This is a genomic window from Methyloversatilis sp. MC4-4 (genome assembly GCF_049843555.1).
Taxonomy (GTDB): domain Bacteria; phylum Pseudomonadota; class Gammaproteobacteria; order Burkholderiales; family Rhodocyclaceae; genus Methyloversatilis; species Methyloversatilis discipulorum_B.
Genome location: NZ_JBBHZK010000001.1, coordinates 621,998 through 645,861 on the forward strand (window position 1 = coordinate 621,998; position 23,864 = coordinate 645,861).

Sequence of the window (23,864 nt, forward strand, 5' to 3'; positions counted from 1 at the left end):
TGAACTTTTGTGCCTCAGGCTCTGGGGCGTCCTCCCGAGTCGCCGCAATCGAGCCTCCTAGGTGTTCGGAGCGAGTGCAGCAATGCGCACGCCGTTTGTGACGTGCCGTGTTCCGGGATGTGTTCGGGGTGTCAAGCGTCTCTCCTTCGTTGGACGAAGGGAAGTAGCTCACGACCTACCGTGGGGGAGTCAGGAGGTTTATGTTTTCGATCAGGATGCGCGCGTCGCGCGCATCCTCGTCGAAGTACAGCCCGGACGGTGCGAGGAAGAGGATCAGGTACAGCCGGCGGTCGATGATCGCGCCGCTGCCGAGTCCGCGGCGCGGTACCTCTTCCGCGCGCGTGACGTAATCGAAGGTGATGCGGAATCCGTCATGTCCTGCAAAAGGTGCGGGTTCGAGTTTTCCCAGTTCGAAGTGACCACCATGACCGACCAGCATGGTTTCGGTCAGCGCAACCACGTCCTCGGCGCTCATGCGCGCTCTGAAACGCGGTGCCTTGTCGCTCTTTTCGGTGAGGTCATCGAGCGGCTCTCCGTCCTTGACGGCGACGAAAAAGGTCAGTGTGTCGAGCGGCAGGCCGTGGCGCGTCCAGATTTCCCGGTGCTTGCTGCCGTCTGGTGCGAAGCCGTTCCATGGCTTGCTGCCTGCGGTGCTCACGCGCAGCAAGCCGCCGACTGTGACGGTGTCCAAAGCGCGTTGGAACGCGGTCCCACGGGCCGCAAGCGCGCGGACAGCCGCAGGACAGCCAGACTCCGGATCACAGCGTGTTGACGTCGTGCGCGATCATCGGCGCGTCTGCTGCACCGGGGGCCCGCTCGATATAGAGGGTGAAGGCGTCGCGGCCTGGCCCCGTATCTCCCTTGCGTCGTAGCAGATGGGCGCGTAGGGGGTCGGCTTCGGCGGGCTGCCGGTCAAACGCCGGAGATCTGACGGCCAGGGCGTCTTCAGCTTGACAGACCGAGAAGAGTGCGGCAGTGGAGTGTGCGCGGATCATGAGGGGTCAGGGCGAGGACGGACAGCCGCGCTGATTCTTGGGCATGTTCGCGTTCAATTCCTGGTCGGCAGCGCGGAAACAGGGCTTGCGACCGGGTTCCGACCCGCGATGATGAGGTCGGGCAGGGCATCACGACAGGCGGGCACGGACTGCCGGCTATAATTCCTCCTTCGGAATCAATCGCGCAGCCGTTGGCGCACCCTCCCCATGTCGCACGTATTCGCTCCCGTTCCGGCCGCTGCCGAGCCGCTGTCCAACACCTTCCTGAAATTCCGCAAGCGCCTCGAACGCGCCGTGGGGCAGGCCATCGGCGATTACTCGATGATCGAGGACGGCGATGTGATCATGGTGTGCATGTCCGGCGGCAAGGATTCGTACACGATGCTGGAACTGCTGCGTGGCCTGCAGGAGCGGGCACCGGTGCGCTTCCGGCTGATCGCCTTCAATCTCGACCAGAAGCAGCCGGGCTTTCCGGATCACATCCTGCCGGCCTATTTCGAGTCGATCGGCGTCGAGTACCGCATCGAGACCGAAGACACCTACTCCATCGTCAAGGACAAGATTCCCGAGGGCAAGACCACCTGCGGACTGTGTTCACGCCTGCGTCGCGGCATCATCTACCGTGTGGCGTCCGAACTGGGCGCGACCAAGATCGCGCTGGGCCACCACCGCGACGACCTGCTGGAAACACTGTTCCTGAACATGTTCTTCGGCGGCAAGATCAAGTCCATGCCGCCCAAGCTGGTCAGCGACGATGGCCGCCACATCGTGATCCGCCCGTTGGCTTACTGCACCGAGCGCGACATCGAGCGCTTCGCCCGCGTGATGGACTACCCCATCATTCCCTGCAATCTGTGCGGCTCGCAGGAGAACGCGCAGCGCAAGCAAGTGAAGGCCATGCTGCAGGAGTGGGCGCGGCTGTATCCGGGACGCATCGAATCGATGGCCACGGCGATGCGCAACGTCGTGCCGTCACACTTGGCCGATCAGAAGCTGTTCGATTTCGCCGGCCTGAAGCCGGGCAGCGTGGTGGAGGAGGGGGATACCGCCTTCGATCCGCCCGATTTGCCCGTCCGTTCATGGGGCGACGAAGACGCGATGAGCGGCATCCCGGTCCGCCTCGATATGGCTGCGGGAAGTGGCTGTGCTTGAGCGCTGGATGCGCCGGCCGCTGCGTGCCGCACGGGATCCCGACATGAAGATACTGTTCTGCTGCATGGGCAACATCTGTCGTTCGCCGACCGCCGAGGGCGTGGTGCGCGCGCGGCTCGAAGCCGCGGGTCTGCACGAACGGGTCGAGGTCGCATCGGCCGGTACGCACGCCCACCACGTCGGCAGCAAGCCTGATCCGCGTGCGGCCGCGGCGGCGGCTTCGCGCGGCGTCGATCTGGCAGGCATCCGCGCGCGTCGTGTCGATGTGGCCGATTTCATGCAGTTCGACCTGATCTACGCGATGGACCGCGACAACCTGCGCAATCTCGAACGCAACTGCCCGGAGCCGCTGCGTCACAAGCTGGCGCTGTTCCTCCAGCACGCCGAGCGCTTCGACGAGGAGGAAGTGCCGGATCCGTATTACGGCGGCCCGGCTGGTTTCGAGCGAGTGCTCGATCTGATCGAGGACGCGGCCGACGGCTTGGTCCGCGAACTGCAGCAGCGGCTCAAATGAAAACGGGCGGCCATGGCCGCCCGTTCCGCTTTCGCAGTCGCGACGATTACTTGTCCAGCAGCGCCTTCAGGTTCTTCAGGCCGTCGGTATAGACCGCCTTGATGGTGCCGGTGGCCGCCTCGTCGTCCTTGCCGGCGGCGGGATGCTCGCTCGCGTCGGCGCGGAAGAACACGCCCTTCCATTCGACGGTCGAGCCACCGCCATCGGCCGGCTTCACGGTAATCGTCGACTTGTACTTGCTCACCGGCAGCGCACCGCCGTCCTGGGCGGTATAGGTCAGGCTGCGGTCGGCATCCGAAATCGCTTCCAGCTTCTCGACCACTTCGCCGCCGCCCTTGATCTTCAGCGTGCGCACCGAACCCACATCACTGCCGGCAGTGGCGGTGCTGCTCTCGACGGCCGGGTGCCAGGACTGCAGCTGCGTGAAGTCCTTCACCTTGGCCCACACGGCGTCCGGGCTGGCCTTCAGCGTGATCGTTTCGTTGGCCTTCAGGCGCGACGGGCCGTGCGCGAACACGGTGGTGCTGGCGACAATGGCGAGCAGGGCTGCAAAAAGACGCATGGGGTGTTCTCCTCGTTTGTTGTGATTGAAAAAAGCGTGCGCAGTGTCGGTGAAAACGGGCGGCTCCGGCACGGGAAAATCACCCGGTGCCGGGCGAGCTTACTGACCGCCACGCAAAAAGGGCCCGGACAATGCCGGGCCCTTTGGGTGGTGTCAGCGCCTCATTCGTTGCGCGTTTCCACCTGCTGCATCGGCTCGTTGGCGATCACCGGCGCCGGGCGACGACGACGGCCCAGTTGCGGCTGCTCGACGATGACGGGTTCGATGCCGGCAGCGCGCTCGGCCGAGGTTTCCACCATGACCAGGCCGCTGTCGGCCAGCGTGCTCTGCAGATCGGCCGCCGGTGCGACTACGGGGGCGGGCGCGGGCGGCTGCGGCGTCGAGCCGAAGCTTTCCATTGCGCGCACCAGGGTCGATTCGCCGGCATCGTTCAACGAGGCCGCGATCTGCGCCGGTTGATCGACGATGGGTGCCGGTGCGGCCACCGGTTCGGCAGCCACTTCGACGACCGGCAGTGCAGCCACTTCAGCCGCAACGGGCTCGGTCACCGGTGTTTCCACTGCGACGGGTTCGATCACAGCCGGCTCCGGGGCTGCCGGTGCAGACACCACCGGTGCCGGCACAACAGGCTCTACCGGCGCTTCGGCCACAGCGGCGACTTCGGTCGCCGGTGCGGCGTCGGCCAACGGGGCCTGCTCGGCGGCGATCGGTGCCGCTGCGGGGACATCCAGCGGCAACGCGGCCTGGGCTTCGGCGGCGGCAGCCGGCACCTCATTGGCGGCGGAGTCGGTCACCGTCAGATCGCCCTCGACTGCGGCGACATCGGCAACTGCGCCTTCCACGCCGTCCGGACGGCGCTCGCCACGTTCGCGGCGGCCACCACGGCGGCGGCGGCTGCGCGGTGCTGCGCCTTCGCCACCCTCGGCCGGCGCGACATTCTCGGGCTGAGTGCCGGTGGCAGCGGCCAGCGGCAGATCGGTCTGTGCCTGCTGCTGTTCGCGTGCGTCATTGGCGGCACGCTCGCGCGGCTCACGCGGCGGGCGCGGCTCGCGCGGCGGACGCGGTTCGCGCGGCGTAGCGGCTTCCTGCTCGTTACGCGGCTCGCGCGGCTCACGGGGTTCGCGCTGCTTGCGCTGACCGTCGCGGCCTTCGCCCTTGCTTTGCGCTTCGCGTGGCTCTCGCGGCTCGCGTTGTTCACGACCTTCACGACCTTCACGACCTTCGCGGCCCTCGCGGCCTTCACGTCCTTCGCGGTTGTCGCGACGGTTGCGGTTGCGACCGCGTTCGCCCTCCCCACGCGGACCGCGTTCGCGCGTTTGCGCGGGCTTCGCTTCCGGGGCCGGAGCGGGCGCCGGGGCAGGCGCGGCAGCGCCACCGCCGAACAGCCCGGCGATCCAGCCGAAGAAGCCGCCCTTGGCCGCGGGTGCAGCCGCCGGCGCAGCAGCGACCGGCGCGGGCGTTGCGACCTCGGCCACGACCGGTGCAGGCTGGTCCGGCGTGATGTGCTTGATCGCCGCTTCCTGGCGCTTCGGACGCTCGTCGGCCGGGATGGCGGACGGCGGCTGATAGCTCTCGGCCGACGGGTTCACGGCCATCTGGTAGGACGGCTGGGCCACGCCTTCGAGGTTCAGCTGGTCGTGGCGCAGACGGGTGATTTCGTGCGCCGGCGTCTCCAGATACTTGTTCGGGATCAGGACGATGTTGACCTTGTGGCGCAGTTCGATCGCGTTGATGTCGGCCCGCTTCTCGTTCAGCAGGAAGGTGGCGACGTCGACCGGCACCTGGGTGTGCACGGCACCCGTGTTTTCCTTCATCGCTTCTTCTTCGAGGATGCGCAGGATGTGCAGCGCAGCCGATTCGGTCGAGCGGATGTGGCCGGTGCCGCTGCAGCGCGGGCACGGGATGTAGCTGGTTTCGGCCAGCGCCGGGCGCAGACGCTGGCGCGACAGTTCGAGCAGGCCGAAGCGGCTGATCTTGCCCATCTGCACGCGCGCACGGTCGTGATGCAAAGCATCGCGCAGGCGGGTTTCGACCTCGCGCTGGGCGCGCGGGTTTTCCATGTCGATGAAGTCGATGACGATCAGGCCGCCGAGGTCGCGCAGACGCAGCTGGCGGGCGATTTCGTCGGCCGCTTCGCAGTTGGTGCGCAGCGCGGTTTCCTCGATGTCGCTGCCCTTGGTCGAGCGGCCGGAGTTCACGTCTACCGCCACCAGTGCTTCGGTGTGGTCGATCACGATGGCGCCGCCGGACGGCAGGTTGACCTGGCGCGAGTACGCCGATTCGATCTGGTGTTCGATCTGGAAGCGCGAGAACAGCGGCACGTCGTCGCGGTAACGCTTCACGCGCGCCACGTTGCCGGGCATCACGTGTTCCATGAAGGTGTAGGCCTGGTCATACACCTCGTCGGTGTCGATCAGGATTTCGCCGATGTCAGGCTGGAAATAGTCGCGGATCGCGCGGATCACCAGACTGCCTTCCTGGTAGATCAGGAAGGCACCGGACTGCGACTGGGCGGCGCCTTCGATGGCGGTCCACAGTTGCAGCAGGTAGTTCAGGTCCCACTGCAGTTCTTCGGCGTTGCGACCGATGCCGGCAGTGCGAGCGATCAGGCTCATGCCGCCAGGCACTTCGAGCTGATCCATGGTTTCGCGCAGTTCAGCGCGGTCGTCACCTTCGACGCGGCGGGAAACACCGCCGCCACGCGGGTTGTTCGGCATCAGCACCAGGTAGCGGCCGGCCAGCGAAATGAAGGTGGTGAGTGCGGCGCCCTTGTTGCCGCGTTCGTCCTTGTCGATCTGGACGATCAGTTCCTGACCCACCGACAGTGCGTCCTGGATGCGGGCGCGGCCGGGTTCGAGATCGGGCTTGAAATAGGATTTGGAAACTTCCTTGAACGGCAGGAAGCCGTGGCGGTCTGCGCCGTAATCGACAAAGCATGCTTCGAGGCTGGGCTCGATGCGGGTGATGACTGCCTTGTAGATGTTGCTTTTGCGCTGTTCCTTGCTGGATGACTCAATGTCGAGGTCAACAAGCTTCTGGCCATCGACAATCGCGACGCGCAGCTCTTCGGCCTGCGTCGCGTTGAAGAGCATTCGTTTCATCAACTTCTCCCGCGCGCACCGCACACGGGCAGGACAAACCGCTCGTCAGTAAATAACGTCTATCGTGTCGGCTGCAATCGGGTTTTTTCGATGGGAACGGACTGGGGGACGTGGAGGGGTCTGCCAACTCTCAATGCAGCCGCGCTTTCGCGACTGCCTGGGGGATTCTGCCTGTACGGTACTCGCGCTACTCAGTACACTCGCTACTTTGGGTGAGCGGGATTAACCCGTGATCCGGTTTTCGTCTGCCAAGAAGGACTGCATGAGGAAGCACTTCACCGTCAATCTGTCACCCGGCGTCCGCCACTTCGAGCTGGATGTGCTCCACACTGCGTCTGCTTCGAAATCAGACCGAAAACCCGTCGCAGTATATTTGAAATGAAGGAGTTGGGTAAAGCTCCGAAAGTTGTGCGGCATGTCGTGGATGCGGAGGAGGCCGGGCAGCGCATCGACAACTTCCTGTTGCGGGTGTGCAAGGGCGTGCCGAAGAGTCACGTCTATCGCATCCTGCGTTCCGGCGAAGTGCGTGTTAACAGCAAGCGGGTCGATCAGACCTACCGTTTGGCCGAGCGCGACGAGGTGCGCATTCCGCCTGTCCGCATGGCGGATCCGGGTACCCCGGTCGCCATTCCGGCGCTGGAATTCGACATCCTGTACGAGGACGACGCCTTCCTGGCTATCAACAAGCCGGCCGGCATCGCCGTGCATGGGGGGTCCGGCGTCAGTTTCGGCGTGATCGAAAGCCTGCGCCGGGCGCGCCCGCAGGCGAAGCTGCTCGAGCTGGCGCACCGGCTGGACCGTGAAACCTCGGGCATCCTGCTGGTGGCGAAGAAGCGCTCGGCGCTGACCGCACTGCACGATGCCTTCCGCGACGGCGGCATGGACAAGCGCTACTTTGCGCTGGTGAAGGGCCGCTGGCTCAATCCGCTGCAGCACATCAAGCTGGCGCTGACCAAGTACCTGACCGAATCCGGCGAGCGCCGCGTATCGGTCGATCCGGACGGCAAGGCGGCCCACTCCATCGTCGAGCTGGAAGCACGCTGGCCCGGCTACAGCCTGCTCGGCGTGCGCATCAAGACCGGCCGCACGCACCAGATCCGCGTGCATCTGTCGGCCAGCGGCTTTCCCATCGCCGGTGACGAGAAGTACGGCGATTTCCCGCTGAACAAGGCTTTGCGCAAGGAGGGGCTGCCGCGCATGTTCCTGCACGCGCACAGCCTGACGCTGAACCACCCGCTGACCGGTGAGCGTCTGCAGATCGAGGCGCAGCTGCCCGACGATCTGGCTTGCTTCGTGCGCCGGCTCGACGCACAGCATCCGCGCGATTTCGATCGCGCAGCCCGAAACACTGACCAAGACCATGCCCGCACAGTTTGACCTTATCGTTTTCGACTGGGACGGCACGCTGCTCGATTCGGCGGCGGCCATCGTCCATGCCATCCAGCACGCCTGTGACGACCTGGGCGTTGTGCCGCCGGACGACGCGACCGCGCGTTCGGTGATCGGCCTCGGGCTGATCGACGCGCTGGCGCGTGCCGTGCCCGAACTGCCCGCTTCACGCCACCAGGAACTGGCCGGCCGCTATCGCTATCACTACCTGGCGCGCGACCACGAATTGACACTGTTCGACGGCGTGCCTGAACTGCTCGATGAGTTGCGCGGGCGCGGTCACACGCTCGCGGTGGCCACCGGCAAGAGCCGCGTCGGCCTGAATCGCGCGCTCGGTCACACCGGCCTGGGGCCGATGTTCGCGTCCACCCGCTGTGCCGACGAATCGGTGTCGAAACCGGCGCCCGACATGGTGCTGGAACTGATGGACGAACTGTCGCACGCGCCTGAGCGCACACTGGTCATCGGCGATACGACGCACGATCTGCTGATGGCGCGTCACGCCGGTTGCGAGGCGGTTGCCGTGAGTTACGGTGCGCATCCCCTGCACGAACTGCTCGACGCGGCGCCGCGTGCGCACGCTGCCAGCGTGGCCGAGCTGACGGAATGGCTGCGATGTCACGCATGAGCGTCTGCGCGTCGGACGCGCTGGAGGAAGGCGGAGCAGGGGTGCGGTTCGAGATCGCGGGCGCTGGCGACAAGTCGCGGCAGGCCTTCGCCGTACGTTTCCACGGGCGGGTGCACGGCTATATAAATAGCTGTCGCCATGTGCCGATAGAACTCGACTGGAATCACGGCGAGTTCTTCGATACTTCAAAGTTATACTTGATCTGCTCCACTCACGGCGCCCTTTATGCACCGGACACCGGGCTGTGTGTCGGCGGTCCCTGCCGCGGCGCACGACTGGAGCCGGTGAAGCTCGAAGAATCCGATGGACAGGTGTGGCTGTCCGAAGCACGCAGCGAGTAAGCAAAACATCATGTCCGAACCCGACAATTCTTCAGATAAACGACCTGACGCCACCTGGGAGCGCAAGCTGATCGAGCGTCTCGCGCTCGAGTCGGTCACCGAACAGCGCCGTCGTCGGCGCTGGAGCATCTTCTTCCGGATGATCGGCTTCGCCTACCTTGGCGTGCTCACCTTTGCGCTGATCGACTGGAGTTCCCTGTTCAGTCAGGCCGAACACCGCAAGCACACGGCGCTGGTCGAGCTCAGCGGTGTCATCGCGCCGAACGGCGAAGCGAGCGCCGAGCGCATCGTGTCCTCGCTGCAGTCGGCCTTCGACGACAAGAACACTCAGGGCGTCATCCTGAAGATCAACAGCCCGGGCGGCAGTCCGGTGCAGAGCGGCATCATCAACGACGAGATCGGCCGGCTGCGTGCGCTTTATCCGGACACGCCGCTGTACGCCGTGGTCGAGGACATCTGTGCATCCGGCGGCTATTACGTCGCCGTGGCTGCTGACCGCATCTACGTGGACAAGGCGAGCATCGTCGGTTCGATCGGCGTGCTGATGGATGGCTTCGGTTTCACCGGGCTGATGGACAAGGTGGGGATCGAGCGCCGGCTGCTGACGGCTGGCGAGAACAAGGGTTTTCTCGATCCGTTTTCGCCGCAGGATGAACGGCACAAGGATCATGCGCGTCAGCTTCTCGGTGACGTGCACCAGCAGTTCATCGAGGTGGTGCGCAAGGGCCGCGGCGAGCGGCTGAAGGAATCGCCGGACATGTTCTCCGGCCTGATGTGGAGCGGCTCGCGCAGTATCGAACTGGGTCTGGCCGACGACCTGGGCAGCGTCGAGTACGTTGCGCGCGACGTCGTCAAGGCTGCCGACATCGTCGATTTCACGCAGCGTCAGAACATTGCCGAGCGTTTTGCCAAGCAACTGGGCGCCGATCTGGGGGAGAGCGTGACCGGCGTGCTGAACCGCGTAGGGATGCGCTGAGGCGTTTGGCGACGCCTCAATCGGCCAGCAGGAGGAAAAGTGTCGGGCGGCGGTCGATGCGTCCGATCTCCTCCACCGTCCACTTCGACACCGGCTTCGTCCGCACGAACTGATCGGGCGCCGTCAGCGCTGCCGCCACGCACAGCAAGGTGCTGCCGCGGCAATGCGAGCGAATGGCGTCGAACATTTTCAGGTTGCGATAGGGTGTCTCGATGAACAGTTGGGTCTGTCTCAGTCGCGCCGACTGCTTCTCCAGCTCCGCCAGTGTCTTTGCCCGCGCGCCGTCCTCGACCGGCAGATAGCCGTGAAAAGCGAATGATTGCCCGTTCAGGCCGGACGCCATCAGTCCGAGCAGGATCGAGGATGGGCCGACCAGCGGCATGACCGGGATGCCCATCGTGTGGGCGGTACGTGCCGCCAGCGCACCCGGGTCGGCAACGCCGGGGCAGCCTGCGTCCGAAATCACGCCGGCGCTGCGGCCGGCGAGTACGGGCGCCAGCAGCTCGCGCAGCAGACGGCCGTCCTTTTCCGGCGGCAACTCGACGATTTCGAGCTCGCGCAGCGGCGTCGGGTGCTCGAGACGCTTCAGCGTGGCGCGGGCCGACTTGGCGCTCTCCACCAGGAAGTAGTCGAGGCGGTGTGCGCAGTCGCGCACCGCGGCCGGCGTGTCGAGCGCGCATGCGGCGCCTGCATCGAGCGGGCTGGGCAGCATGTAGAGCGTGCCCGACGAGGTCATCGTGCTCATGGCAGCGGGTAACCGATGTCACGCAGCAAGGCGCTGAGACGGATCAGCGGCAGGCCGACCAGCGCTGTCGGGTCGTCGCCGCTCAGCCGCTCCAGCAAAGCAATGCCCAGCGATTCGGATTTGGCGGCGCCAGCGCAGTCCAGCGGGTCGTCGAGATCGACATAGCGCTCGATTTCCGGTCGAGACAGCGGGCGGAACACGACTTCGGTCGGCACAAGGGCTTCATGCCGTGTGCCCTTGCGGCCATCGATCACGCACAGCGCAGTGTCGAACACGACGGTTTGGCCGCTCAACTCCGCCAGCTGGGCGATGGCGGCGTCGCGGCTGCCCGGCTTGCCGTAGCGACGTCCGCCGCAGGAGGCCACCTGATCGGAGCCGATGACACAGGCGCCGGGAAAGCGCGCCGCGATCGCTTCGGCCTTGCTGCGCGCGAGGCGTATGGCCTGTTCGCGTGGCGTTTCGTCGCCGAGCATCGACTCGTCGATGTCCGGTGACGCAGTGGTGAAGGGAACGCGCAGCCGGGACAGCAGCTCCTGGCGATAGCGTGAGGACGAGCCGAGGACCAGTGGAGGAAGATCTGGGGACATGTGCGGACGAGGGAAACGGAGTGCCGGCCCGCGTCTTCGCAGGCCGAAAGTCTGAACGTGCTTTGACAGCAGCTTCAAGGGGATAGTATCATTTTGGGTTTGTTTCTCCGCCCATTGCATCATCGGGCAAGCAGACGTTCATGACCGAAGCAGCCGGAGCCGGAAAGTCGACGGGCAATGTGTCGGCCGGCAATGAATCGAGCGGCGACGAAGTACGTGTCCGGCTCGACGCACAGCAGCTGGCGCGTGCGCAGCAGCGTCTGACCGGACGTGTCGCGTTGGCATCGTTCGGGCGACTGGCGGCGGAATGCCGCAGTGCCGATGGAATCGAGTGGTCGCTCACGGGTTCCGTGGATGCTGAGGGCGCCTGCTGGCTGACCCTCGCGGTGGCGGCAGATGTGGTGATGCAATGCCAGCGCTGTTTGGGCGATGTGCAGATCGATGTGCATAGTGAGTCCCGCTTCCGGTTGGTATTTGCCGGCGAGACCTGGGGCGACGAAGATCTCGAAGACGACAGCTTCGAAGCGCTGGAACTCGACGGGCCGCTCGATCTGGCGGCACTGGTCGAGGACGAAGTGTTGCTTGCGTTGCCCGCGGTGCCGCTGCATCAGCAGTGTGAGGCGCCGGCGATAGCAGGTGTGAACGAGCAGCAAACGACCTCGGCGAAGCCGTCACCGTTTGCGGTGCTCGGGCAGCTGAAACGGAATTGAATGAGGCTGGCTGGATCTTCCGATCCGGCGGGCACGGTTGTGTGGTTTTTTATCCGGTTATCCGGGGGAGTTGTTCATGGCTGTCCAGCAAAACAAGAAGTCGCCGTCGAAGCGCGGCATGCACCGTGCGCATGATTTTCTGACCGCGCCGGCCACCGCCGTCGAGTCGACCACGGGTGAAGTTCACCTGCGTCATCACATCTCGCCGAGCGGTTTCTACCGCGGCAAGAAGGTGCTCAAGACCAAGGGCGAGTGATCATCGCTTTGTCGTTTTTTCCGGCACGCCGCACCTGTGCGGCCTCCCCGGGCGACTTTGAATTGATCGGATGCACGGCATGAGCTACGCCCTGGCCATCGATTGTATGGGCGGGGATCATGGTCCGTCTGTCACCCTGCCTGCCGCTCTTGCCTATCTGCGCAGGGATCCGGCCTGCAGCCTGCTGCTCGTCGGGCTCAAGGATGTACTTGATGCTGAACTGAAGCGCCTCGGTGCAAGCGACGAGGCGCGGATTTCTGTCGTCCATGCATCCGAAGTGGTCGGCATGGATGAGCCGCCCGCGCAAGCCATGCGCGGCAAGAAGGATTCATCGATGCGTGTGGCGATCGACCTGGTGAAGGAAGGTCGCGCGCAGGCCGCAGTATCCGCCGGCAATACCGGCGCACTGATGGCGATCTCCAAGTTCGTCCTGAAGACGCTGCCCGGCATCGACCGGCCGGCGATTGCCTCCATCCTGCCGACTGTGAAGGGCCACACTTACGTGCTGGACCTCGGCGCCAACGTCGATTGCACCTCCGAGCACCTGTTCCAGTTCGGCCTGATGGGCGCGATGCTGGTGTCGGCGCTCGAGTCGCGCGAGCGCCCGAGCGTCGGACTGCTCAACATCGGCGAGGAAGCGATCAAGGGCAATGAAGCGGTGAAGGGTGCGGCCGATCTGCTGCGCGCCAGCGATCTCAACTTCTACGGCAATGTCGAGGGTAACGACATCTACAAGGGCACGACCGACGTCGTGGTCTGCGATGGATTCGTCGGCAATGTCGCACTGAAGACCTCGGAAGGCCTGGCGCAGATGATAGGCACCTTCCTGCGCGAGGAATTCAGCCGGGGGCCGCTGCGCAAGCTGATGTACCTGGTTGCCCGACCGGTCATTGCCGCCTTCCGCCGCCGTGTCGATCATCGTCGTTACAATGGCGCCAGTCTGCTCGGGCTGCGCGGTGTCGTCGTGAAGAGCCACGGCTCCAGCGATGCCTACGGATTCGAGCAGGCCATCGCCCGCGCAGCAGACGCAGTGCGCAATGATCTGATCGCCCGCATCACCGAATGCATGACACGTACCGAGGTAGCTGCATGAGTTTTTGCCGCATCACCGGCACGGGCGGCTATCTGCCCGGCGCGCCGGTGTCGAACCATGATCTCGTCGCACGGGGCATCGAAACGTCGGACGAGTGGATCGCCGATCGAACCGGCATCCGCTTCCGTCACTTTGCCGCGGAGCACGAGCATTCCAGCGACCTCGCGCTGAATGCGAGCCGCAAGGCGCTCGAAATGGCGGGCCGCGAGGCGGGCGAGGTCGATCTGATCATCGTCGCCACGTCGACGCCCGATCAGGTTTTCCCGAGTACCGCCTGCCTGCTGCAGCACAAGCTGGGTAACCGCGCGGCGACCGCCTTCGACGTGCAGGCGGTGTGCTCGGGTTTCGTCTATGCGCTGACCATCGCCGAGAAGTTCATCCGTTCCGGTTCGCACAAGTGTGCGCTGGTGGTCGGTGCCGAGGTGTTCTCGCGCATCCTCGACTGGAACGACCGCGGCACCTGCGTGCTGTTCGGTGACGGTGCAGGCGCGGTGGTGCTCGAGGCATCGAGCGAGCCGGGCATCCTGTCGTCCGCGCTGCATGCCGATGGCCACTACCACGACATCCTGTCGGTGCCGGGTCAGGTCTGCAATGGCGCTGTTGCCGGCAAGCCCTTGCTGCAGATGGACGGCCAGGCGGTTTTCAAGTTCGCTGTGCGCGTGCTGGGTGATACCGCGGTCGAACTGATGCAGGCGGCCGAACTGCCGATGACTGCGCTCGACTGGCTGGTGCCTCACCAGGCCAATATCCGCATCCTGCAGTCGACCGCCAAGCGACTCGACATGTCAATGGACAAGGTCGTTACCACGGTGGCCGAGCACGGCAATACGTCGGCTGCGTCGGTGCCGCTCGCGCTTGATATCGCCGTCCGTGACGGCCGCATCAAGCGTGGCCAGAACGTGATGCTCGAGGGTGTGGGCGGCGGTTTCACCTGGGGCGGCGTGTTGCTGCGCTTCTGATCCACCGATTTTCAGATGTCTTCCATGCAGAAATTCGCATTCGTTTTCCCGGGCCAAGGTTCGCAATCGGTCGGCATGATGGCCGCCTATGGCGACGACGCCGAAATCCGCGCGGCTTTTGACGAGGCTTCGCTCTCGCTCGGTGAAGATCTGTGGGCGATGGCGGCCGACGGTCCCGCCGAGCGCCTGTCGCTGACAACCAACACGCAGCCACTGATGCTGACCGCCGGCGTCGCCGTGTTTCGCAGCTGGGTCAAGCGTACCGGTCGCACCCCTGATGTCGTCGCCGGGCACAGTCTCGGCGAGTACGCAGCGCTGGTTGCTGCCGGCGTGCTCAGACTGAAGGACGCCGTGCCGCTGGTTCGTCTGCGCGCGCAGGCGATGCAGGACGCCGTGCCGGCCGGTACCGGCGCGATGGCCGCCGTGCTGGGCCTGGACGCTGCCGCAGTGCAGGCCTGCTGCGACGACGCTGCACAAGGTGAAGTGGTCGCTGCGGTGAATTTCAACTCGCCGGAGCAGACGGTGATCGCCGGCCATGCCGCCGCCGTCCAGCGCGCGATGGCGCTGCTGTCGGAGCGCGGCGCCAAGCGCACGGTCGCGCTGCCGGTCAGTGCCCCCTTTCATTGCAGCCTGATGCAGCCGGCGGCCGAAAAGCTGGCCCAGGCGCTGCCCGACGTCGAATTCCGCCGGCCGCAGATCATGCTGGTCAATAACGTCGATGTCGCCTCGCCGGAAGAGCCGGACGCGATCCGTGACGCGCTGGTGCGTCAGGCGGCGGCGCCGGTGCGCTGGGTCGAGGTGATCCAGCGGATGGCAGAACTGGGCGTCGTCACGGTCGCCGAGTGCGGCCCGGGCAAGGTGCTGGCCGGCCTGACCAAGCGCATCGACCGCAACCTGAATGGTGTGGCGCTGTCCGACGGTGCCGCACTGGAACAGCTTGCTCAACAGATCGGAGTGAATTGATGGGTGTTCTCGACGGACAGATTGCGCTGGTGACCGGCGCCAGCCGAGGCATCGGCCGCGCGATTGCGCTGGCGCTCGGCCAGACGGGAGCCACGGTGATCGGCACCGCGACCAGTGAAGCCGGCGCTGCAGGCATACAGCAGTCTTTCGAGACTGCCGGCGTCCGGGGACGGGGTATCGTGCTTGATGTGACCGATACTGCGGCGATTCCCGCCGCGATCAGCGCGATCGAGAAGGACTTCGGCAGCGTTTCCGTGCTGGTGAACAATGCCGGCATCACGCGCGACAACCTCGCGATGCGGATGAAGGACGACGAGTGGCAGGCGGTCATCGACACCAACCTGAAGGCGGTATTCACGATGTCGCGCGCTGTGATGAAGGGCATGATGAAGGCGCGCAGCGGCCGCATCATCAACATCACGTCGGTGGTCGGCGAAACCGGTAATCCCGGACAGGCCAACTACGCCGCCGCCAAGGCCGGCGTCGCCGGCATGAGCATGGCGCTGGCGCGCGAACTGGGTTCGCGCAACATCACCGTGAATTGCGTGGCGCCGGGCTTCATCGCCACCGACATGACCGAGGCGCTGGGCGACGCGGCCCGTGACGCGTTGCTGGGCCAGATTCCGCTGGGTCGCCTCGGTTCGGCTGACGAAGTGGCCGCTGCCGTCGTGTTCCTCGCGTCGCCGCTCGCTGCCTACGTGACCGGCAGTACCTTGCATGTGAACGGCGGGATGTTCATGCATTGATATTCGGAGGTGTGCGGCGCGCAAGCGCCATACACCTCCAAAGGCGAAGTGGACCAGGCTTTCTGTTACACTCGCGCCACTTTTTTTTCGCGCTCTCACGCTCTAGTCAGGGCATACACAGGGAAGGAGTACCGCAATGGAAAACATCGAACAACGCGTCAAGAAGATCGTTGCCGAACAACTGGGCGTCAACGAAGCCGAGATCAAGAACGAATCGTCTTTCGTCGACGATCTGGGCGCTGACTCGCTCGATACGGTTGAACTGGTCATGGCGCTCGAAGAAGAGTTCGAATGCGAAATCCCCGACGAAGAAGCCGAGAAGATCACCTCGGTGCAACAGGCCATCGATTACGTGAACCGTCATCTGGCCAGCAAGGCCTGATCGTTTCATCGAGCGGAGTACGTTTTGGCACGTAAAAGAATAGTTGTCACCGGCCTGGGCATCATTTCCCCGGTCGGGAACACGGTCGGACAAGCCTGGGAGAACATCCTGGCGGCGAAGTCGGGGATCCGTCGCATCACGCGTTTCGATCCGTCCGAATTGCCTGTCCAGATCGCGGGCGAAGTGCGCGATTTTGACGTCGCCAACTACCTGTCTCCGAAAGAGGCACGGCGTTTCGACACCTTCATCCATTTTGGCATTGCTGCCTCGATGGATGCCATCCGCGACGCCGGACTCGAGGCGAATCCGGCCAACGCCGAGCGCATCGGTGTCTGCGTCGGCTCGGGCATCGGCGGTCTGCCGATGATCGAGGAAACGCACAACGCCATGCTGGCCGGCGGCGTACGCAAGGTGTCGCCGTTCTTCGTGCCGGGCTCGATCATCAACATGATCTCCGGCATCGTGGCGATCAACTACGGTTTCAAGGGCCCGAACTTTGCGACCGTCAGTGCCTGCGCGACGGCCAACCACTCGATCGGCGAAGCGATGCGCCTGATCGAATACGGGGACGCCGACGTGATGATCGCCGGTGGTGCCGAATCGACGATGTGCCCGCTGGGCGTGGCCGGTTTCGCGGCTGCCAAGGCGCTGTCGGGCCGTAACGATGATCCGGAGACCGCCAGCCGTCCGTGGGACAGCGGTCGTGACGGCTTCGTGCTGGGTGAGGGTGCTGGCGTGCTGGTGCTCGAGGAGTACGAGCACGCGAAGGCCCGCGGCGCACGCATCTATTGCGAACTCGCCGGCTACGGCATGAGTGCCGACGCGCATCACATCACTGCGCCCTGCGAGGACGGTGAAGGCGCATCGCGCAGCATGGCGAATGCGCTGCGCAACGGTGGTGTGGCGCTGGACGAGGTCGACTACATCAACGCTCACGGCACATCCACGCCGCTGGGCGACATTGCCGAAACGGTGGCGATCAAGCGCTGTTTTGGCGAGCACGCCAAAACGCTGTGCGTCAGCTCGACCAAGTCCATGACCGGCCATGCACTGGGCGCGGCGGCGGGTATCGAGGCGGTGGTGACGGTGATGGCGATCCACAAGCAGATCGCGCCGCCGACCGCCAATCTGCGCGATCAGGATCCGGCCTGCGATCTCGATTACGTGCCGCTGGTGCCGCGCGAGATCAACATCCGTTCCGCGCTGTCGAATTCCTTCGGTTTCGGCGGTACGAACGCGACGCTGGTCTTCCGTCGCATGTGAGCGACCGGCCTTGAACCGCGAGCGGCTTCAGGGCTTCCGGCAGATGCATCTGAAGGGGTCACGTCTTCGCGACGTGACCCTTTTTTTCGCCTCGCTTGCCGCTGTCGTCGCATCGCTACTGCTGGGCCCTCTCGCCATCGCGCTCTGTGCGCTCTCGCTGCTGCTGACGGCAGCGGCGCGCGTGCGAGCGGGGCGTCTGTGCGGGCTGGCGAGCGAGGATGGCGAATCCCTCACTTGCGTACAGTCCGTCGGCGACGCGCTGAGCGGTCGCCCCTGCGCCGCGAGAATGGGGCGTGCATGGACTTCGGTCACGCTGGAAGGCGAGGGCGGGCGACAGCACCTGCTGCTGTTTGCGGACCAGTTCGACAGCGTCGACGATTACCGGCGCTTCAGACTGTGGTTGCGTGCAGTTCTTCTGGCTGACGCGAGCGACGCGGACGCAGGATGGTCGGGCTGGCTGCGTCGCTGGTATCGGGGTAGTCACGACTGAAATGCAGGCCGCGACTCTCGTGCCGCTGCATCGCGCTGCGCACGATGAGATGGGCGGTCATGACCAGATTGCGCAATTCGATCAGGTCATTGCTGATGCGGAAGTGCGCGTAGTACTCGTCGATCTCGCGTTCCAGCAGGCGGATGCGGTGCAGTGCGCGTTCAAGGCGCTTGTTGGTACGAACGATACCGACGTAGTCCCACATGAAGCGGCGCAGCTCGTCCCAGTTGTGCGCGATCACCACCTCTTCGTCGGCGTCGGTCACGCGGCTTTCGTCCCAGGCCGGCAGGTCGGGTAGGGAAGAGCCGGGGCGGGCGAGAATGTCCTGTGCCGCAGACTCCGCATAGACAAGGCATTCCAGCAGTGAGTTGCTGGCCAGCCGGTTGGCGCCGTGCAGGCCGGTGTAGCTGGTCTCGCCGATCGCGTACAGCCCGTCGACATCGGTGTGCGCACGCTGGTCTACCTTCACGCCGCCGCAGGTGTAATGCGCCGCCGGCACCACCGGAATCGGCTGCCGCGTGATGTCTATGCCGAGTTCGAGGCAGCGTGCGTGGATGTTCGGGAAATGACTGATCAGGAAGTCGGCCGGCTTGTGCGACACGTCAAGATAGACGCAGTCGAGACCGCGCTTCTTCATCTCGTAGTCGATCGCCCGTGCCACGACGTCGCGCGGCGCCAGTTCGGCGCGTTCGTCGTGCGCCGGCATGAAGCGTTCGCCGTCGGGCAGCCGCAGCAGGCCGCCTTCGCCGCGCATCGCCTCGGTGATCAGGAAGGACTTGGCGTGCGGGTGGTAGAGGCAGGTCGGGTGAAACTGGATGAATTCCATGTTTCCCACCCTGCAACCGGCGCGCCAGGCCATCGCGATGCCGTCGCCGGTCGCAGTATCCGGATTGGTCGTGTATAGATAGACCTTGCCGGCACCGCCGGTTGCCAGCACGACCACTGGCGCCGCAAAGGTATCGACGCGGTCGTTCTCGATGTCGAGGACGTAGGCGCCGGCGCAGCCCAGTTCGGGGCGACCGATCTTCCAGCCGACGATCAGATCGACCGCCAGATGGCGTTCGAAGATATGGATGTTCGGGTGCGCCTTGACCTGACCGGTCAGCGTCATCTGGATGGCCGAGCCGGTCGCATCGGCCACATGCACGATGCGGCGGTGACTGTGACCGCCCTCGCGAGTCAGGTGGTAACCGAGCGAGGTCTGGTCGTCGCGCGTGAAGGGGACGCCGCGGCCGATCAGCCACTCGATCGCGCGTCGGCCGTTCTCGACCACGAAGCGGCTGGCTTCGGGGTCGCACAGTCCGGCACCGGCGACCAGCGTGTCGCGCAGATGCGCCTCGACCGAGTCCTCGCTGTCGAGCACGGCAGCCACGCCACCCTGGGCCCAGCTGGAGGCGGAGTCCTCCAGCTTCTGCTTGGTGACCAGGGCGACCTGGCGACCGGCTTCCGCCAGTCGCAAAGCGAGCGCCTGTCCAGCCAGGCCGCTTCCGAGTACCAGCACGTCGAATGTCTGCACGGCGATCAGCACTTCAATGGGAGGGCTGCACTATATCGCAGCGCAGCGAGAGGATACCGGCTGCGGACGTGCCGACGGCAATGAACTTTGTCGTCAGCCCCCGGTCTGTGCTGGCATGGACGCGACACTACACCCCCTTCAAGTGGTACCCAGGCCTGCGCGCTCGGATATACTGCGCGCCAGTTCAAAACCCGCGCCGGTGAAAGACCCGGGTGGCACAACATCGGCCCAGATGAGCGAGCGAGAGGTTGACCAGCTGCTTGTCGAGCGTGCGCAGCGCGGCGACAAGCAGGCCTTCGGTCTGTTGGTCAGCAAGTATCAGCGCAAGCTCGGACGGCTGCTGTCGCGCCTGATACGCGACCCGGCCGAAGTAGAGGACGTGGCACAGGAGGCCTTCATCAAGGCTTACCGTGCGCTGCCCTCGTTCCGCGGTGAGAGCGCGTTTTACACGTGGCTGTACAGGATAGGCGTCAATACGGCGAAGAACTACCTCGTGTCGCAGGGGCGCAGAGCCCCGACCAGCACGGAGTTCGATTCCGAAGAGGCGGAAAACTTTGACGACAGCGACAACCTCCGGGACATCAACACCCCCGAGCGGCTGCTGCTGACCAAGCAGATCGGACAGACGGTGACCTCCGCAATGGAAGCACTGCCCGAAGAACTGCGCACAGCCATCATGCTGCGTGAGCTCGAAGGCATGGCCTACGAGGAGATCGCGACAGTGATGGATTGTCCGATCGGGACGGTGCGTTCGCGCATTTTTCGTGCCCGGGAGGCGATCGCCGAGAAGCTACGGCCGCTGCTCGACACGGCTCCCGACAAGAGGTGGTAACAGGCATGAAAGAGAATCTGAGCGCATTCATCGACGACGAGCTCGATGAGCGCACGTCGCAGCAGGTGCTGGATCGCCTGCACGCGGACGGCGATCTGCGCGATGAGTTTGCATTGCAGGTGATGATCGGCGATGTGCTGCGCGGCGACGATGGTTTCGACGCGCGTTTCACGGCGTCGGTCATGAGCAGGCTCGACGACGAGCCCACGGTGCTCGCGCCGGTCGCCTTCCGCGTCCAGCCCGAAGCCAAGCGGCTGTGGATGCCCGCAGCGGCAGCCGTTGCCGGCGTCGCGCTGGTGTCCTGGCTGGGGCTCGACCTCATGTCTGCACCCGACGTGCAGCCGCAACTGGCGGTTGCCCCGGTGGTCGTGCCGGTGCAGCTTGCACAGACCGAATCGCCCCTTCGCGCCTATCTGGTCGCGCATCAGGGTTACTCGCCGACCGGCAGCATGCAGGGCGTCGCGCTCTACGCGCGCGGCGTTTCGGATCCGCAGACCGACGACCGTCGATGATCGTGCGGGCAGTCTGGCTGTTTGCGTCCTTGCTGTTTGCGCAGGGCGCGCTGGCCCAGGGGCAGCCTGAAGCGCTGTCCCTCCTCGGGCGAGCAGTGAGCGCCTCGCAGCGCACCTCCTACATCGGCACTTTCGTCTATCAGAGCGGTTCGAATGTCGAAACCTCGCGCGTCGCACATTACGTCGACACCGAGGGCAATTCGGTCGAACGGCTGGAAGTGCTCGACGGCAGCCCGCGCGAGGTCATCCGCGTCAATGACGAGGTGCGTTGCTACCTGCCGAAGGAAAAGATCATCATCGAGGACCGGCGTGGGGCGCGGAAGACTTTCCCGTCGCTGTTGCCGGAGTCGGTCGGTGCGCTCAGCGATTACTACACGGTTCGCAAAGGCCCGCCCGGCCGCGTCGCAGGCTTCGATACCCAGTCCGTGCTGCTCGAGCCGAAGGACGGTTACCGTTACGGTCACATGTTCTGGATCGAAGCGCAGACCGGCCTGTTGCTGAAGGCACGCATGGTGAACGAGCGCAGCGAACCGATAGAGCAGTTCGCCTTCGCCCAGCTGCAGCTCGGTCCGGCGCTGACGCGTGAGGACGTGCAATCCAGACTGGCCGCCTCGTCGTCCGGCTGGAAGGTGCACACGGCGAATTCGACCCAGGCCCAGAATGCCGACCTCGGTTGGACGATGAATGGCGACGTGCCGGGCTTCCGCCAAATCGCTGGCATGAAGCGGTCGCTCGGCCCAGACCGCCCCGACATGGTCCACATGGTGTTCTCCGACGGCCTCGCCGCAATCTCGGTATTCATCGAGCCCTACCGCAAGGAAGACGGAAACGTCGTCGGGCCGATGAAGCATGGCGCCGTGAATGTGTACAAGCGACGGCTGGCGGGCTACGTCATCACCGCGCTCGGCGAGGTGCCGCCGCACAGTCTGCAGCGCATGGCGGACGCGGTGGGACAGAAGCGTTGATGAACGTCCGTTCGGGTCAGGTCCGCCGCGTCGCCGATGGTTTCGCCTGGGTCGATGTCGAGCGGCAGAGCGGGTGTGGTCGATGTGCCGAAAGCGGGGGCTGCGGTCGGGCCTGTGAATCGGCCGCGGCGACCTACGTGATACCCCTTGACGTCGCCGTGCGGCCAGGCGAACGCGTCGATGTCGTCGTGTCGCAGCGGGCGCCGCTGATCGCCGCGCTGCTGACCTACGGGGTGGCGCTGCTCGCGCTGTTCGTAGGCGTTGCACTGGCCATGTTGCTGGCTGGCGATTCGGACCTTTCGGTGGCCGCAGGAGCCCTGGTCGGTCTGATCGCGGCAGCGGGCTGGCTGCGTGGCAGCCGCTCGCGCAGCACGCTCATTCCTTCCGTACGCATCCTTTCCGGTCGCGACCTTTCGCCCAGATCATGAAATCCCTGTTCGCGGCTGCGGTGTTCAGCCTGAGTTGCCTGTTTGCCCTCGTTCCCCCGGCCAGCGCGCAGCGCGAACTGCCGGATTTTTCTCAGCTGGTCGAGCAGCAGGGACGGGCGGTGGTCAATATCAGCACGACGCAGAAGGTCAGTACGCGTGCAATGCCGCAGCTTCCGCCGGGGCTGGACGAAGACGACCCGATGTTCGATTTCTTCCGCCGCTTCATTCCGCAGCAGCCGGGCGTACCGGGCTCGCAGGACGCGCGCTCGCTCGGTTCCGGCTTCATCATCTCGGCCGACGGCTATCTGATGACCAACGCGCACGTGGTCGATGAAGCGGATGAGATCACCGTCCGCCTGTCGGACAAGCGCGAGTTCAGGGCGCGCGTGATCGGTGCCGACAAGCGCACCGACGTCGCCGTGCTCAAGATCGACGCCTCCGGCCTGCCGGTCGTCCGTTTCGGCGACGCCAGCAAGCTCAAGGTGGGCGAGTGGGTCGTCGCCATCGGTTCGCCCTTCGGTTTCGAGAGCTCGGTCACGGCCGGCATCGTGTCGGCCAAAGGCCGCTCGCTGCCGCAGGAGAACTTCGTTCCTTTCATCCAGACCGACGTCGCCATCAACCCCGGCAATTCGGGTGGGCCGCTGTTCAATCTAAGCGGTGAGGTGGTGGGCATCAACTCGCAGATCTACAGCCGCAACGGCGGCTTCATGGGCCTGTCCTTCGCCATTCCGATCGACGTCGCGATGGATGTGCAGTCGCAGCTGCGCGCCACCGGCCGCGTGCAGCGCGGGCGCATCGGCGTGGTCATCCAGGAAGTGACGAAGGAACTGGCCGACTCCTTTGGCCTGCCGAACGCCGAAGGTGCACTGGTCAGTTCGGTCGAGCCGCGTGGCCCGGCGGAAAAGGCGGGCATCGAACCGGGCGACGTGATCCTGCGTTTCGACGGCAAGCAGGTCGAGAAGTCGGGCGATCTGCCGCGGCTGGTGGGTGGAACGAAGCCGGGCACGGCGTCGGTCGCGCAGATCTGGCGCAACGGTGCGACGCGTGATATCCGCGTCACCGTGGCCGAACTGAGCGACGAACGCATCGACCCGCGCAAGGCCCGCCGGGGCGCGGCGCCCGAGGCGGCACCCGCACCCAACCGGCTGGGTCTGGTGCTGTCCGAGCTGACGCCGCAGCAGAAGCGCGAACTGAAGGTCGAGGGCGGGCTGAAGGTGGAGGAAGTCGCGGGCAACCAGCGATCCGACCTGCGTGCCGGCGACATCATCCTGGCGGTGATCGCCCGCGGCAAGCAGACACCGGTCGGTACGCTGGAGCAGTTCAACAAGATCCTCTCCAGCATCGAACCCAAGGTCGGGCTGACGGTGCTTGTACGCCGCGGTGACAGCCAGACCTTCCTGACGCTGCGCGCGCCGAACGGGCAGGGCGACGGCAAGTGAGCGGCGCTCAGCGCGAACTGACGCTCTACCTGCGGCGCTGGTGCCACCTGTGTGACGAGCTGATCGAGGCGCTTGAGCCGCTGATCGCCGGCCAGGGGATCAGCGTGCGCGAAATCGATATCGACGAGCACGAGGAATTCGAGGACGCCTATGGCGAGCACATTCCGGTGCTCTGTGCGGGCGATCGCGAACTGTGCCGGCACCGGCTGGACGAGGGGGCTGTACGGGCCTATCTGCTAGAATCGCGCGCTTGACTGCAGGCCCGGTCCGGCTGACCGCACAGGGGTGCCCGCCACGGCGCCCTTTTTTGTTTTCCGCCG

The 23,864-nt window shown here is 65.1% G+C and carries 27 protein-coding genes; 20 read left to right on the forward strand and 7 right to left on the reverse strand.

The genetic code is table 11. The features are described from left to right. Positions 1 to 175 precede the first annotated feature (175 nt). Both WDZ97_RS02870 and WDZ97_RS02875 read right to left on the reverse strand, forming a co-directional pair. Complete coding sequence (locus WDZ97_RS02870) at positions 176 to 658, reverse strand: hypothetical protein (protein WP_425761737.1); 483 nt, start codon at positions 656 to 658, stop codon at positions 176 to 178. A 100-nt stretch (positions 659 to 758) separates the two neighbouring features. Then, positions 759 to 995, reverse strand: coding sequence for a hypothetical protein (locus WDZ97_RS02875; protein ID WP_425761738.1), 237 nt, complete (start codon positions 993 to 995; stop codon positions 759 to 761). A gap of 207 nt (positions 996 to 1,202) precedes the next feature. Between WDZ97_RS02875 and ttcA the strand changes: the two genes are divergently transcribed. Further along, positions 1,203 to 2,147 carry a tRNA 2-thiocytidine(32) synthetase TtcA gene (ttcA, locus tag WDZ97_RS02880; RefSeq protein WP_425761739.1) on the forward strand — a complete coding sequence of 315 codons (945 nt, stop codon included), beginning with the start codon at positions 1,203 to 1,205 and terminating at the stop codon, positions 2,145 to 2,147. Between the two features lie 7 nt (positions 2,148 to 2,154). After that, positions 2,155 to 2,661 (forward strand): low molecular weight protein-tyrosine-phosphatase, encoded by a 507-nt coding sequence (locus tag WDZ97_RS02885; RefSeq protein WP_425761740.1) that lies wholly within the window; start codon positions 2,155 to 2,157, stop codon positions 2,659 to 2,661. 46 nt (positions 2,662 to 2,707) lie between these two features. On the opposite strand, the gene WDZ97_RS02890 is transcribed toward WDZ97_RS02885, so the two are convergent. Further along, entirely contained in the window at positions 2,708 to 3,223 is a 516-nt protein-coding gene (locus tag WDZ97_RS02890) for an SRPBCC family protein (protein ID WP_304008468.1), read from the reverse strand. A 161-nt stretch (positions 3,224 to 3,384) separates the two neighbouring features. Next, entirely contained in the window at positions 3,385 to 6,324 is a 2,940-nt protein-coding gene (locus WDZ97_RS02895) for an Rne/Rng family ribonuclease (RefSeq protein WP_425761741.1), read from the reverse strand. 378 nt (positions 6,325 to 6,702) lie between these two features. Between WDZ97_RS02895 and WDZ97_RS02900 the strand changes: the two genes are divergently transcribed. Genes WDZ97_RS02900 through WDZ97_RS02915 form a run of 4 tightly spaced genes read left to right on the forward strand, consistent with a single transcriptional unit; the run spans position 6,703 to position 9,658 of the window. Next, the gene (locus WDZ97_RS02900) at positions 6,703 to 7,701 is read left to right on the forward strand and encodes an RluA family pseudouridine synthase (RefSeq protein ID WP_425761742.1); all 999 of its coding nucleotides are present in this window, start codon (positions 6,703 to 6,705) and stop codon (positions 7,699 to 7,701) included. Continuing rightward, positions 7,685 to 8,341 (forward strand): HAD family hydrolase, encoded by a 657-nt coding sequence (locus tag WDZ97_RS02905; RefSeq protein WP_020165076.1) that lies wholly within the window; start codon positions 7,685 to 7,687, stop codon positions 8,339 to 8,341. Before WDZ97_RS02900 ends, WDZ97_RS02905 begins: the two co-directional genes overlap by 17 nt. Beyond that, positions 8,329 to 8,682 (forward strand): Rieske (2Fe-2S) protein, encoded by a 354-nt coding sequence (locus tag WDZ97_RS02910; RefSeq protein ID WP_304005068.1) that lies wholly within the window; start codon positions 8,329 to 8,331, stop codon positions 8,680 to 8,682. Before WDZ97_RS02905 ends, WDZ97_RS02910 begins: the two co-directional genes overlap by 13 nt. Positions 8,683 to 8,692: 10 nt before the next feature. Further along, the gene (locus WDZ97_RS02915; protein WP_304005071.1) at positions 8,693 to 9,658 is read left to right on the forward strand and encodes a S49 family peptidase; all 966 of its coding nucleotides are present in this window, start codon (positions 8,693 to 8,695) and stop codon (positions 9,656 to 9,658) included. A 16-nt stretch (positions 9,659 to 9,674) separates the two neighbouring features. On the opposite strand, the gene WDZ97_RS02920 is transcribed toward WDZ97_RS02915, so the two are convergent. Further along, the gene (locus WDZ97_RS02920; protein ID WP_425761743.1) at positions 9,675 to 10,403 is read right to left on the reverse strand and encodes an SAM-dependent methyltransferase; all 729 of its coding nucleotides are present in this window, start codon (positions 10,401 to 10,403) and stop codon (positions 9,675 to 9,677) included. Further along, positions 10,400 to 10,990 (reverse strand): Maf family protein, encoded by a 591-nt coding sequence (locus WDZ97_RS02925; protein ID WP_425761744.1) that lies wholly within the window; start codon positions 10,988 to 10,990, stop codon positions 10,400 to 10,402. Before WDZ97_RS02925 ends, WDZ97_RS02920 begins: the two co-directional genes overlap by 4 nt. Before the next feature lie 140 nt (positions 10,991 to 11,130). Here WDZ97_RS02925 and WDZ97_RS02930 point away from each other — a divergent pair, with 140 nt between their 5' ends. From WDZ97_RS02930 to fabF, 8 genes are all read left to right on the forward strand, one after another. Next, on the forward strand, positions 11,131 to 11,700 hold the full coding sequence (locus WDZ97_RS02930) for a YceD family protein (protein ID WP_425761745.1): 570 nt from the start codon (positions 11,131 to 11,133) through the stop codon (positions 11,698 to 11,700). A 76-nt stretch (positions 11,701 to 11,776) separates the two neighbouring features. Further along, on the forward strand, positions 11,777 to 11,956 hold the full coding sequence (gene rpmF, locus WDZ97_RS02935) for a 50S ribosomal protein L32 (RefSeq protein ID WP_019917801.1): 180 nt from the start codon (positions 11,777 to 11,779) through the stop codon (positions 11,954 to 11,956). A 79-nt stretch (positions 11,957 to 12,035) separates the two neighbouring features. After that, entirely contained in the window at positions 12,036 to 13,049 is a 1,014-nt protein-coding gene (gene plsX / locus WDZ97_RS02940) for a phosphate acyltransferase PlsX (RefSeq protein WP_425761746.1), read from the forward strand. Continuing rightward, positions 13,046 to 14,008 carry a beta-ketoacyl-ACP synthase III gene (locus tag WDZ97_RS02945; protein WP_425761747.1) on the forward strand — a complete coding sequence of 321 codons (963 nt, stop codon included), beginning with the start codon at positions 13,046 to 13,048 and terminating at the stop codon, positions 14,006 to 14,008. Before plsX ends, WDZ97_RS02945 begins: the two co-directional genes overlap by 4 nt. Before the next feature lie 24 nt (positions 14,009 to 14,032). Next, positions 14,033 to 14,971 carry an ACP S-malonyltransferase gene (gene fabD, locus WDZ97_RS02950; RefSeq protein ID WP_425761748.1) on the forward strand — a complete coding sequence of 313 codons (939 nt, stop codon included), beginning with the start codon at positions 14,033 to 14,035 and terminating at the stop codon, positions 14,969 to 14,971. Next, positions 14,971 to 15,717 (forward strand): 3-oxoacyl-ACP reductase FabG, encoded by a 747-nt coding sequence (gene fabG, locus WDZ97_RS02955; RefSeq protein ID WP_425761749.1) that lies wholly within the window; start codon positions 14,971 to 14,973, stop codon positions 15,715 to 15,717. Before fabD ends, fabG begins: the two co-directional genes overlap by 1 nt. Before the next feature lie 136 nt (positions 15,718 to 15,853). Next, positions 15,854 to 16,099 (forward strand): acyl carrier protein, encoded by a 246-nt coding sequence (acpP, locus tag WDZ97_RS02960; RefSeq protein ID WP_019917806.1) that lies wholly within the window; start codon positions 15,854 to 15,856, stop codon positions 16,097 to 16,099. A 24-nt stretch (positions 16,100 to 16,123) separates the two neighbouring features. After that, positions 16,124 to 17,362, forward strand: a complete 1,239-nt coding sequence (fabF, locus tag WDZ97_RS02965; RefSeq protein WP_024300379.1) for a beta-ketoacyl-ACP synthase II — start codon at positions 16,124 to 16,126, stop codon at positions 17,360 to 17,362. Between the two features lie 389 nt (positions 17,363 to 17,751). Here the strand turns inward: fabF and nadB are convergent, their stop codons facing one another. Beyond that, positions 17,752 to 19,368, reverse strand: coding sequence for an L-aspartate oxidase (gene nadB, locus WDZ97_RS02970; protein ID WP_304005093.1), 1,617 nt, complete (start codon positions 19,366 to 19,368; stop codon positions 17,752 to 17,754). 232 nt (positions 19,369 to 19,600) lie between these two features. Between nadB and rpoE the strand changes: the two genes are divergently transcribed. Genes rpoE through WDZ97_RS03000 form a run of 6 tightly spaced genes read left to right on the forward strand, consistent with a single transcriptional unit; the run spans position 19,601 to position 23,798 of the window. Continuing rightward, positions 19,601 to 20,200: an RNA polymerase sigma factor RpoE gene (rpoE, locus tag WDZ97_RS02975; protein WP_019917809.1), complete on the forward strand. Its 600-nt coding sequence runs from the start codon at positions 19,601 to 19,603 to the stop codon at positions 20,198 to 20,200. 5 nt (positions 20,201 to 20,205) lie between these two features. Then, entirely contained in the window at positions 20,206 to 20,712 is a 507-nt protein-coding gene (locus WDZ97_RS02980; protein WP_425761750.1) for a sigma-E factor negative regulatory protein, read from the forward strand. Further along, a complete protein-coding gene (locus WDZ97_RS02985) occupies positions 20,709 to 21,677 on the forward strand; it encodes a MucB/RseB C-terminal domain-containing protein (RefSeq protein WP_019917811.1) in 969 nt (322 codons plus the stop codon). Before WDZ97_RS02980 ends, WDZ97_RS02985 begins: the two co-directional genes overlap by 4 nt. Then, entirely contained in the window at positions 21,677 to 22,105 is a 429-nt protein-coding gene (locus WDZ97_RS02990; protein WP_304005099.1) for a SoxR reducing system RseC family protein, read from the forward strand. Before WDZ97_RS02985 ends, WDZ97_RS02990 begins: the two co-directional genes overlap by 1 nt. Continuing rightward, positions 22,102 to 23,544: a DegQ family serine endoprotease gene (locus WDZ97_RS02995; protein WP_425761751.1), complete on the forward strand. Its 1,443-nt coding sequence runs from the start codon at positions 22,102 to 22,104 to the stop codon at positions 23,542 to 23,544. Before WDZ97_RS02990 ends, WDZ97_RS02995 begins: the two co-directional genes overlap by 4 nt. Then, positions 23,541 to 23,798, forward strand: coding sequence for a glutaredoxin family protein (locus WDZ97_RS03000; RefSeq protein WP_019917815.1), 258 nt, complete (start codon positions 23,541 to 23,543; stop codon positions 23,796 to 23,798). Before WDZ97_RS02995 ends, WDZ97_RS03000 begins: the two co-directional genes overlap by 4 nt. Positions 23,799 to 23,864: the final 66 nt, after the last annotated feature.

Bases quoted from the DNA above. Each gene is read 5' to 3' on its own strand.
- WDZ97_RS02875 (WP_425761738.1), bottom strand. From the start codon at position 995: ATGATCCGCGCACACTCCACTGCCGCACTCTTCTCGGTCTGTCAAGCT.
- ttcA (WP_425761739.1), top strand. From the start codon at position 1,203: ATGTCGCACGTATTCGCTCCCGTTCCGGCCGCTGCCGAGCCGCTGTCC.
- WDZ97_RS02885 (WP_425761740.1), top strand. From the start codon at position 2,155: ATGCGCCGGCCGCTGCGTGCCGCACGGGATCCCGACATGAAGATACTG.
- WDZ97_RS02890 (WP_304008468.1), bottom strand. From the start codon at position 3,223: ATGCGTCTTTTTGCAGCCCTGCTCGCCATTGTCGCCAGCACCACCGTG.
- WDZ97_RS02895 (WP_425761741.1), bottom strand. From the start codon at position 6,324: ATGAAACGAATGCTCTTCAACGCGACGCAGGCCGAAGAGCTGCGCGTC.
- WDZ97_RS02900 (WP_425761742.1), top strand. From the start codon at position 6,703: ATGAAGGAGTTGGGTAAAGCTCCGAAAGTTGTGCGGCATGTCGTGGAT.
- WDZ97_RS02905 (WP_020165076.1), top strand. From the start codon at position 7,685: ATGCCCGCACAGTTTGACCTTATCGTTTTCGACTGGGACGGCACGCTG.
- WDZ97_RS02910 (WP_304005068.1), top strand. From the start codon at position 8,329: ATGTCACGCATGAGCGTCTGCGCGTCGGACGCGCTGGAGGAAGGCGGA.
- WDZ97_RS02915 (WP_304005071.1), top strand. From the start codon at position 8,693: ATGTCCGAACCCGACAATTCTTCAGATAAACGACCTGACGCCACCTGG.
- WDZ97_RS02920 (WP_425761743.1), bottom strand. From the start codon at position 10,403: ATGAGCACGATGACCTCGTCGGGCACGCTCTACATGCTGCCCAGCCCG.
- WDZ97_RS02925 (WP_425761744.1), bottom strand. From the start codon at position 10,990: ATGTCCCCAGATCTTCCTCCACTGGTCCTCGGCTCGTCCTCACGCTAT.
- WDZ97_RS02930 (WP_425761745.1), top strand. From the start codon at position 11,131: ATGACCGAAGCAGCCGGAGCCGGAAAGTCGACGGGCAATGTGTCGGCC.
- rpmF (WP_019917801.1), top strand. From the start codon at position 11,777: ATGGCTGTCCAGCAAAACAAGAAGTCGCCGTCGAAGCGCGGCATGCAC.
- plsX (WP_425761746.1), top strand. From the start codon at position 12,036: ATGAGCTACGCCCTGGCCATCGATTGTATGGGCGGGGATCATGGTCCG.
- WDZ97_RS02945 (WP_425761747.1), top strand. From the start codon at position 13,046: ATGAGTTTTTGCCGCATCACCGGCACGGGCGGCTATCTGCCCGGCGCG.
- fabD (WP_425761748.1), top strand. From the start codon at position 14,033: ATGCAGAAATTCGCATTCGTTTTCCCGGGCCAAGGTTCGCAATCGGTC.
- fabG (WP_425761749.1), top strand. From the start codon at position 14,971: ATGGGTGTTCTCGACGGACAGATTGCGCTGGTGACCGGCGCCAGCCGA.
- acpP (WP_019917806.1), top strand. From the start codon at position 15,854: ATGGAAAACATCGAACAACGCGTCAAGAAGATCGTTGCCGAACAACTG.
- rpoE (WP_019917809.1), top strand. From the start codon at position 19,601: ATGAGCGAGCGAGAGGTTGACCAGCTGCTTGTCGAGCGTGCGCAGCGC.
- WDZ97_RS02980 (WP_425761750.1), top strand. From the start codon at position 20,206: ATGAAAGAGAATCTGAGCGCATTCATCGACGACGAGCTCGATGAGCGC.
- WDZ97_RS02985 (WP_019917811.1), top strand. From the start codon at position 20,709: ATGATCGTGCGGGCAGTCTGGCTGTTTGCGTCCTTGCTGTTTGCGCAG.
- WDZ97_RS02990 (WP_304005099.1), top strand. From the start codon at position 21,677: ATGAACGTCCGTTCGGGTCAGGTCCGCCGCGTCGCCGATGGTTTCGCC.
- WDZ97_RS02995 (WP_425761751.1), top strand. From the start codon at position 22,102: ATGAAATCCCTGTTCGCGGCTGCGGTGTTCAGCCTGAGTTGCCTGTTT.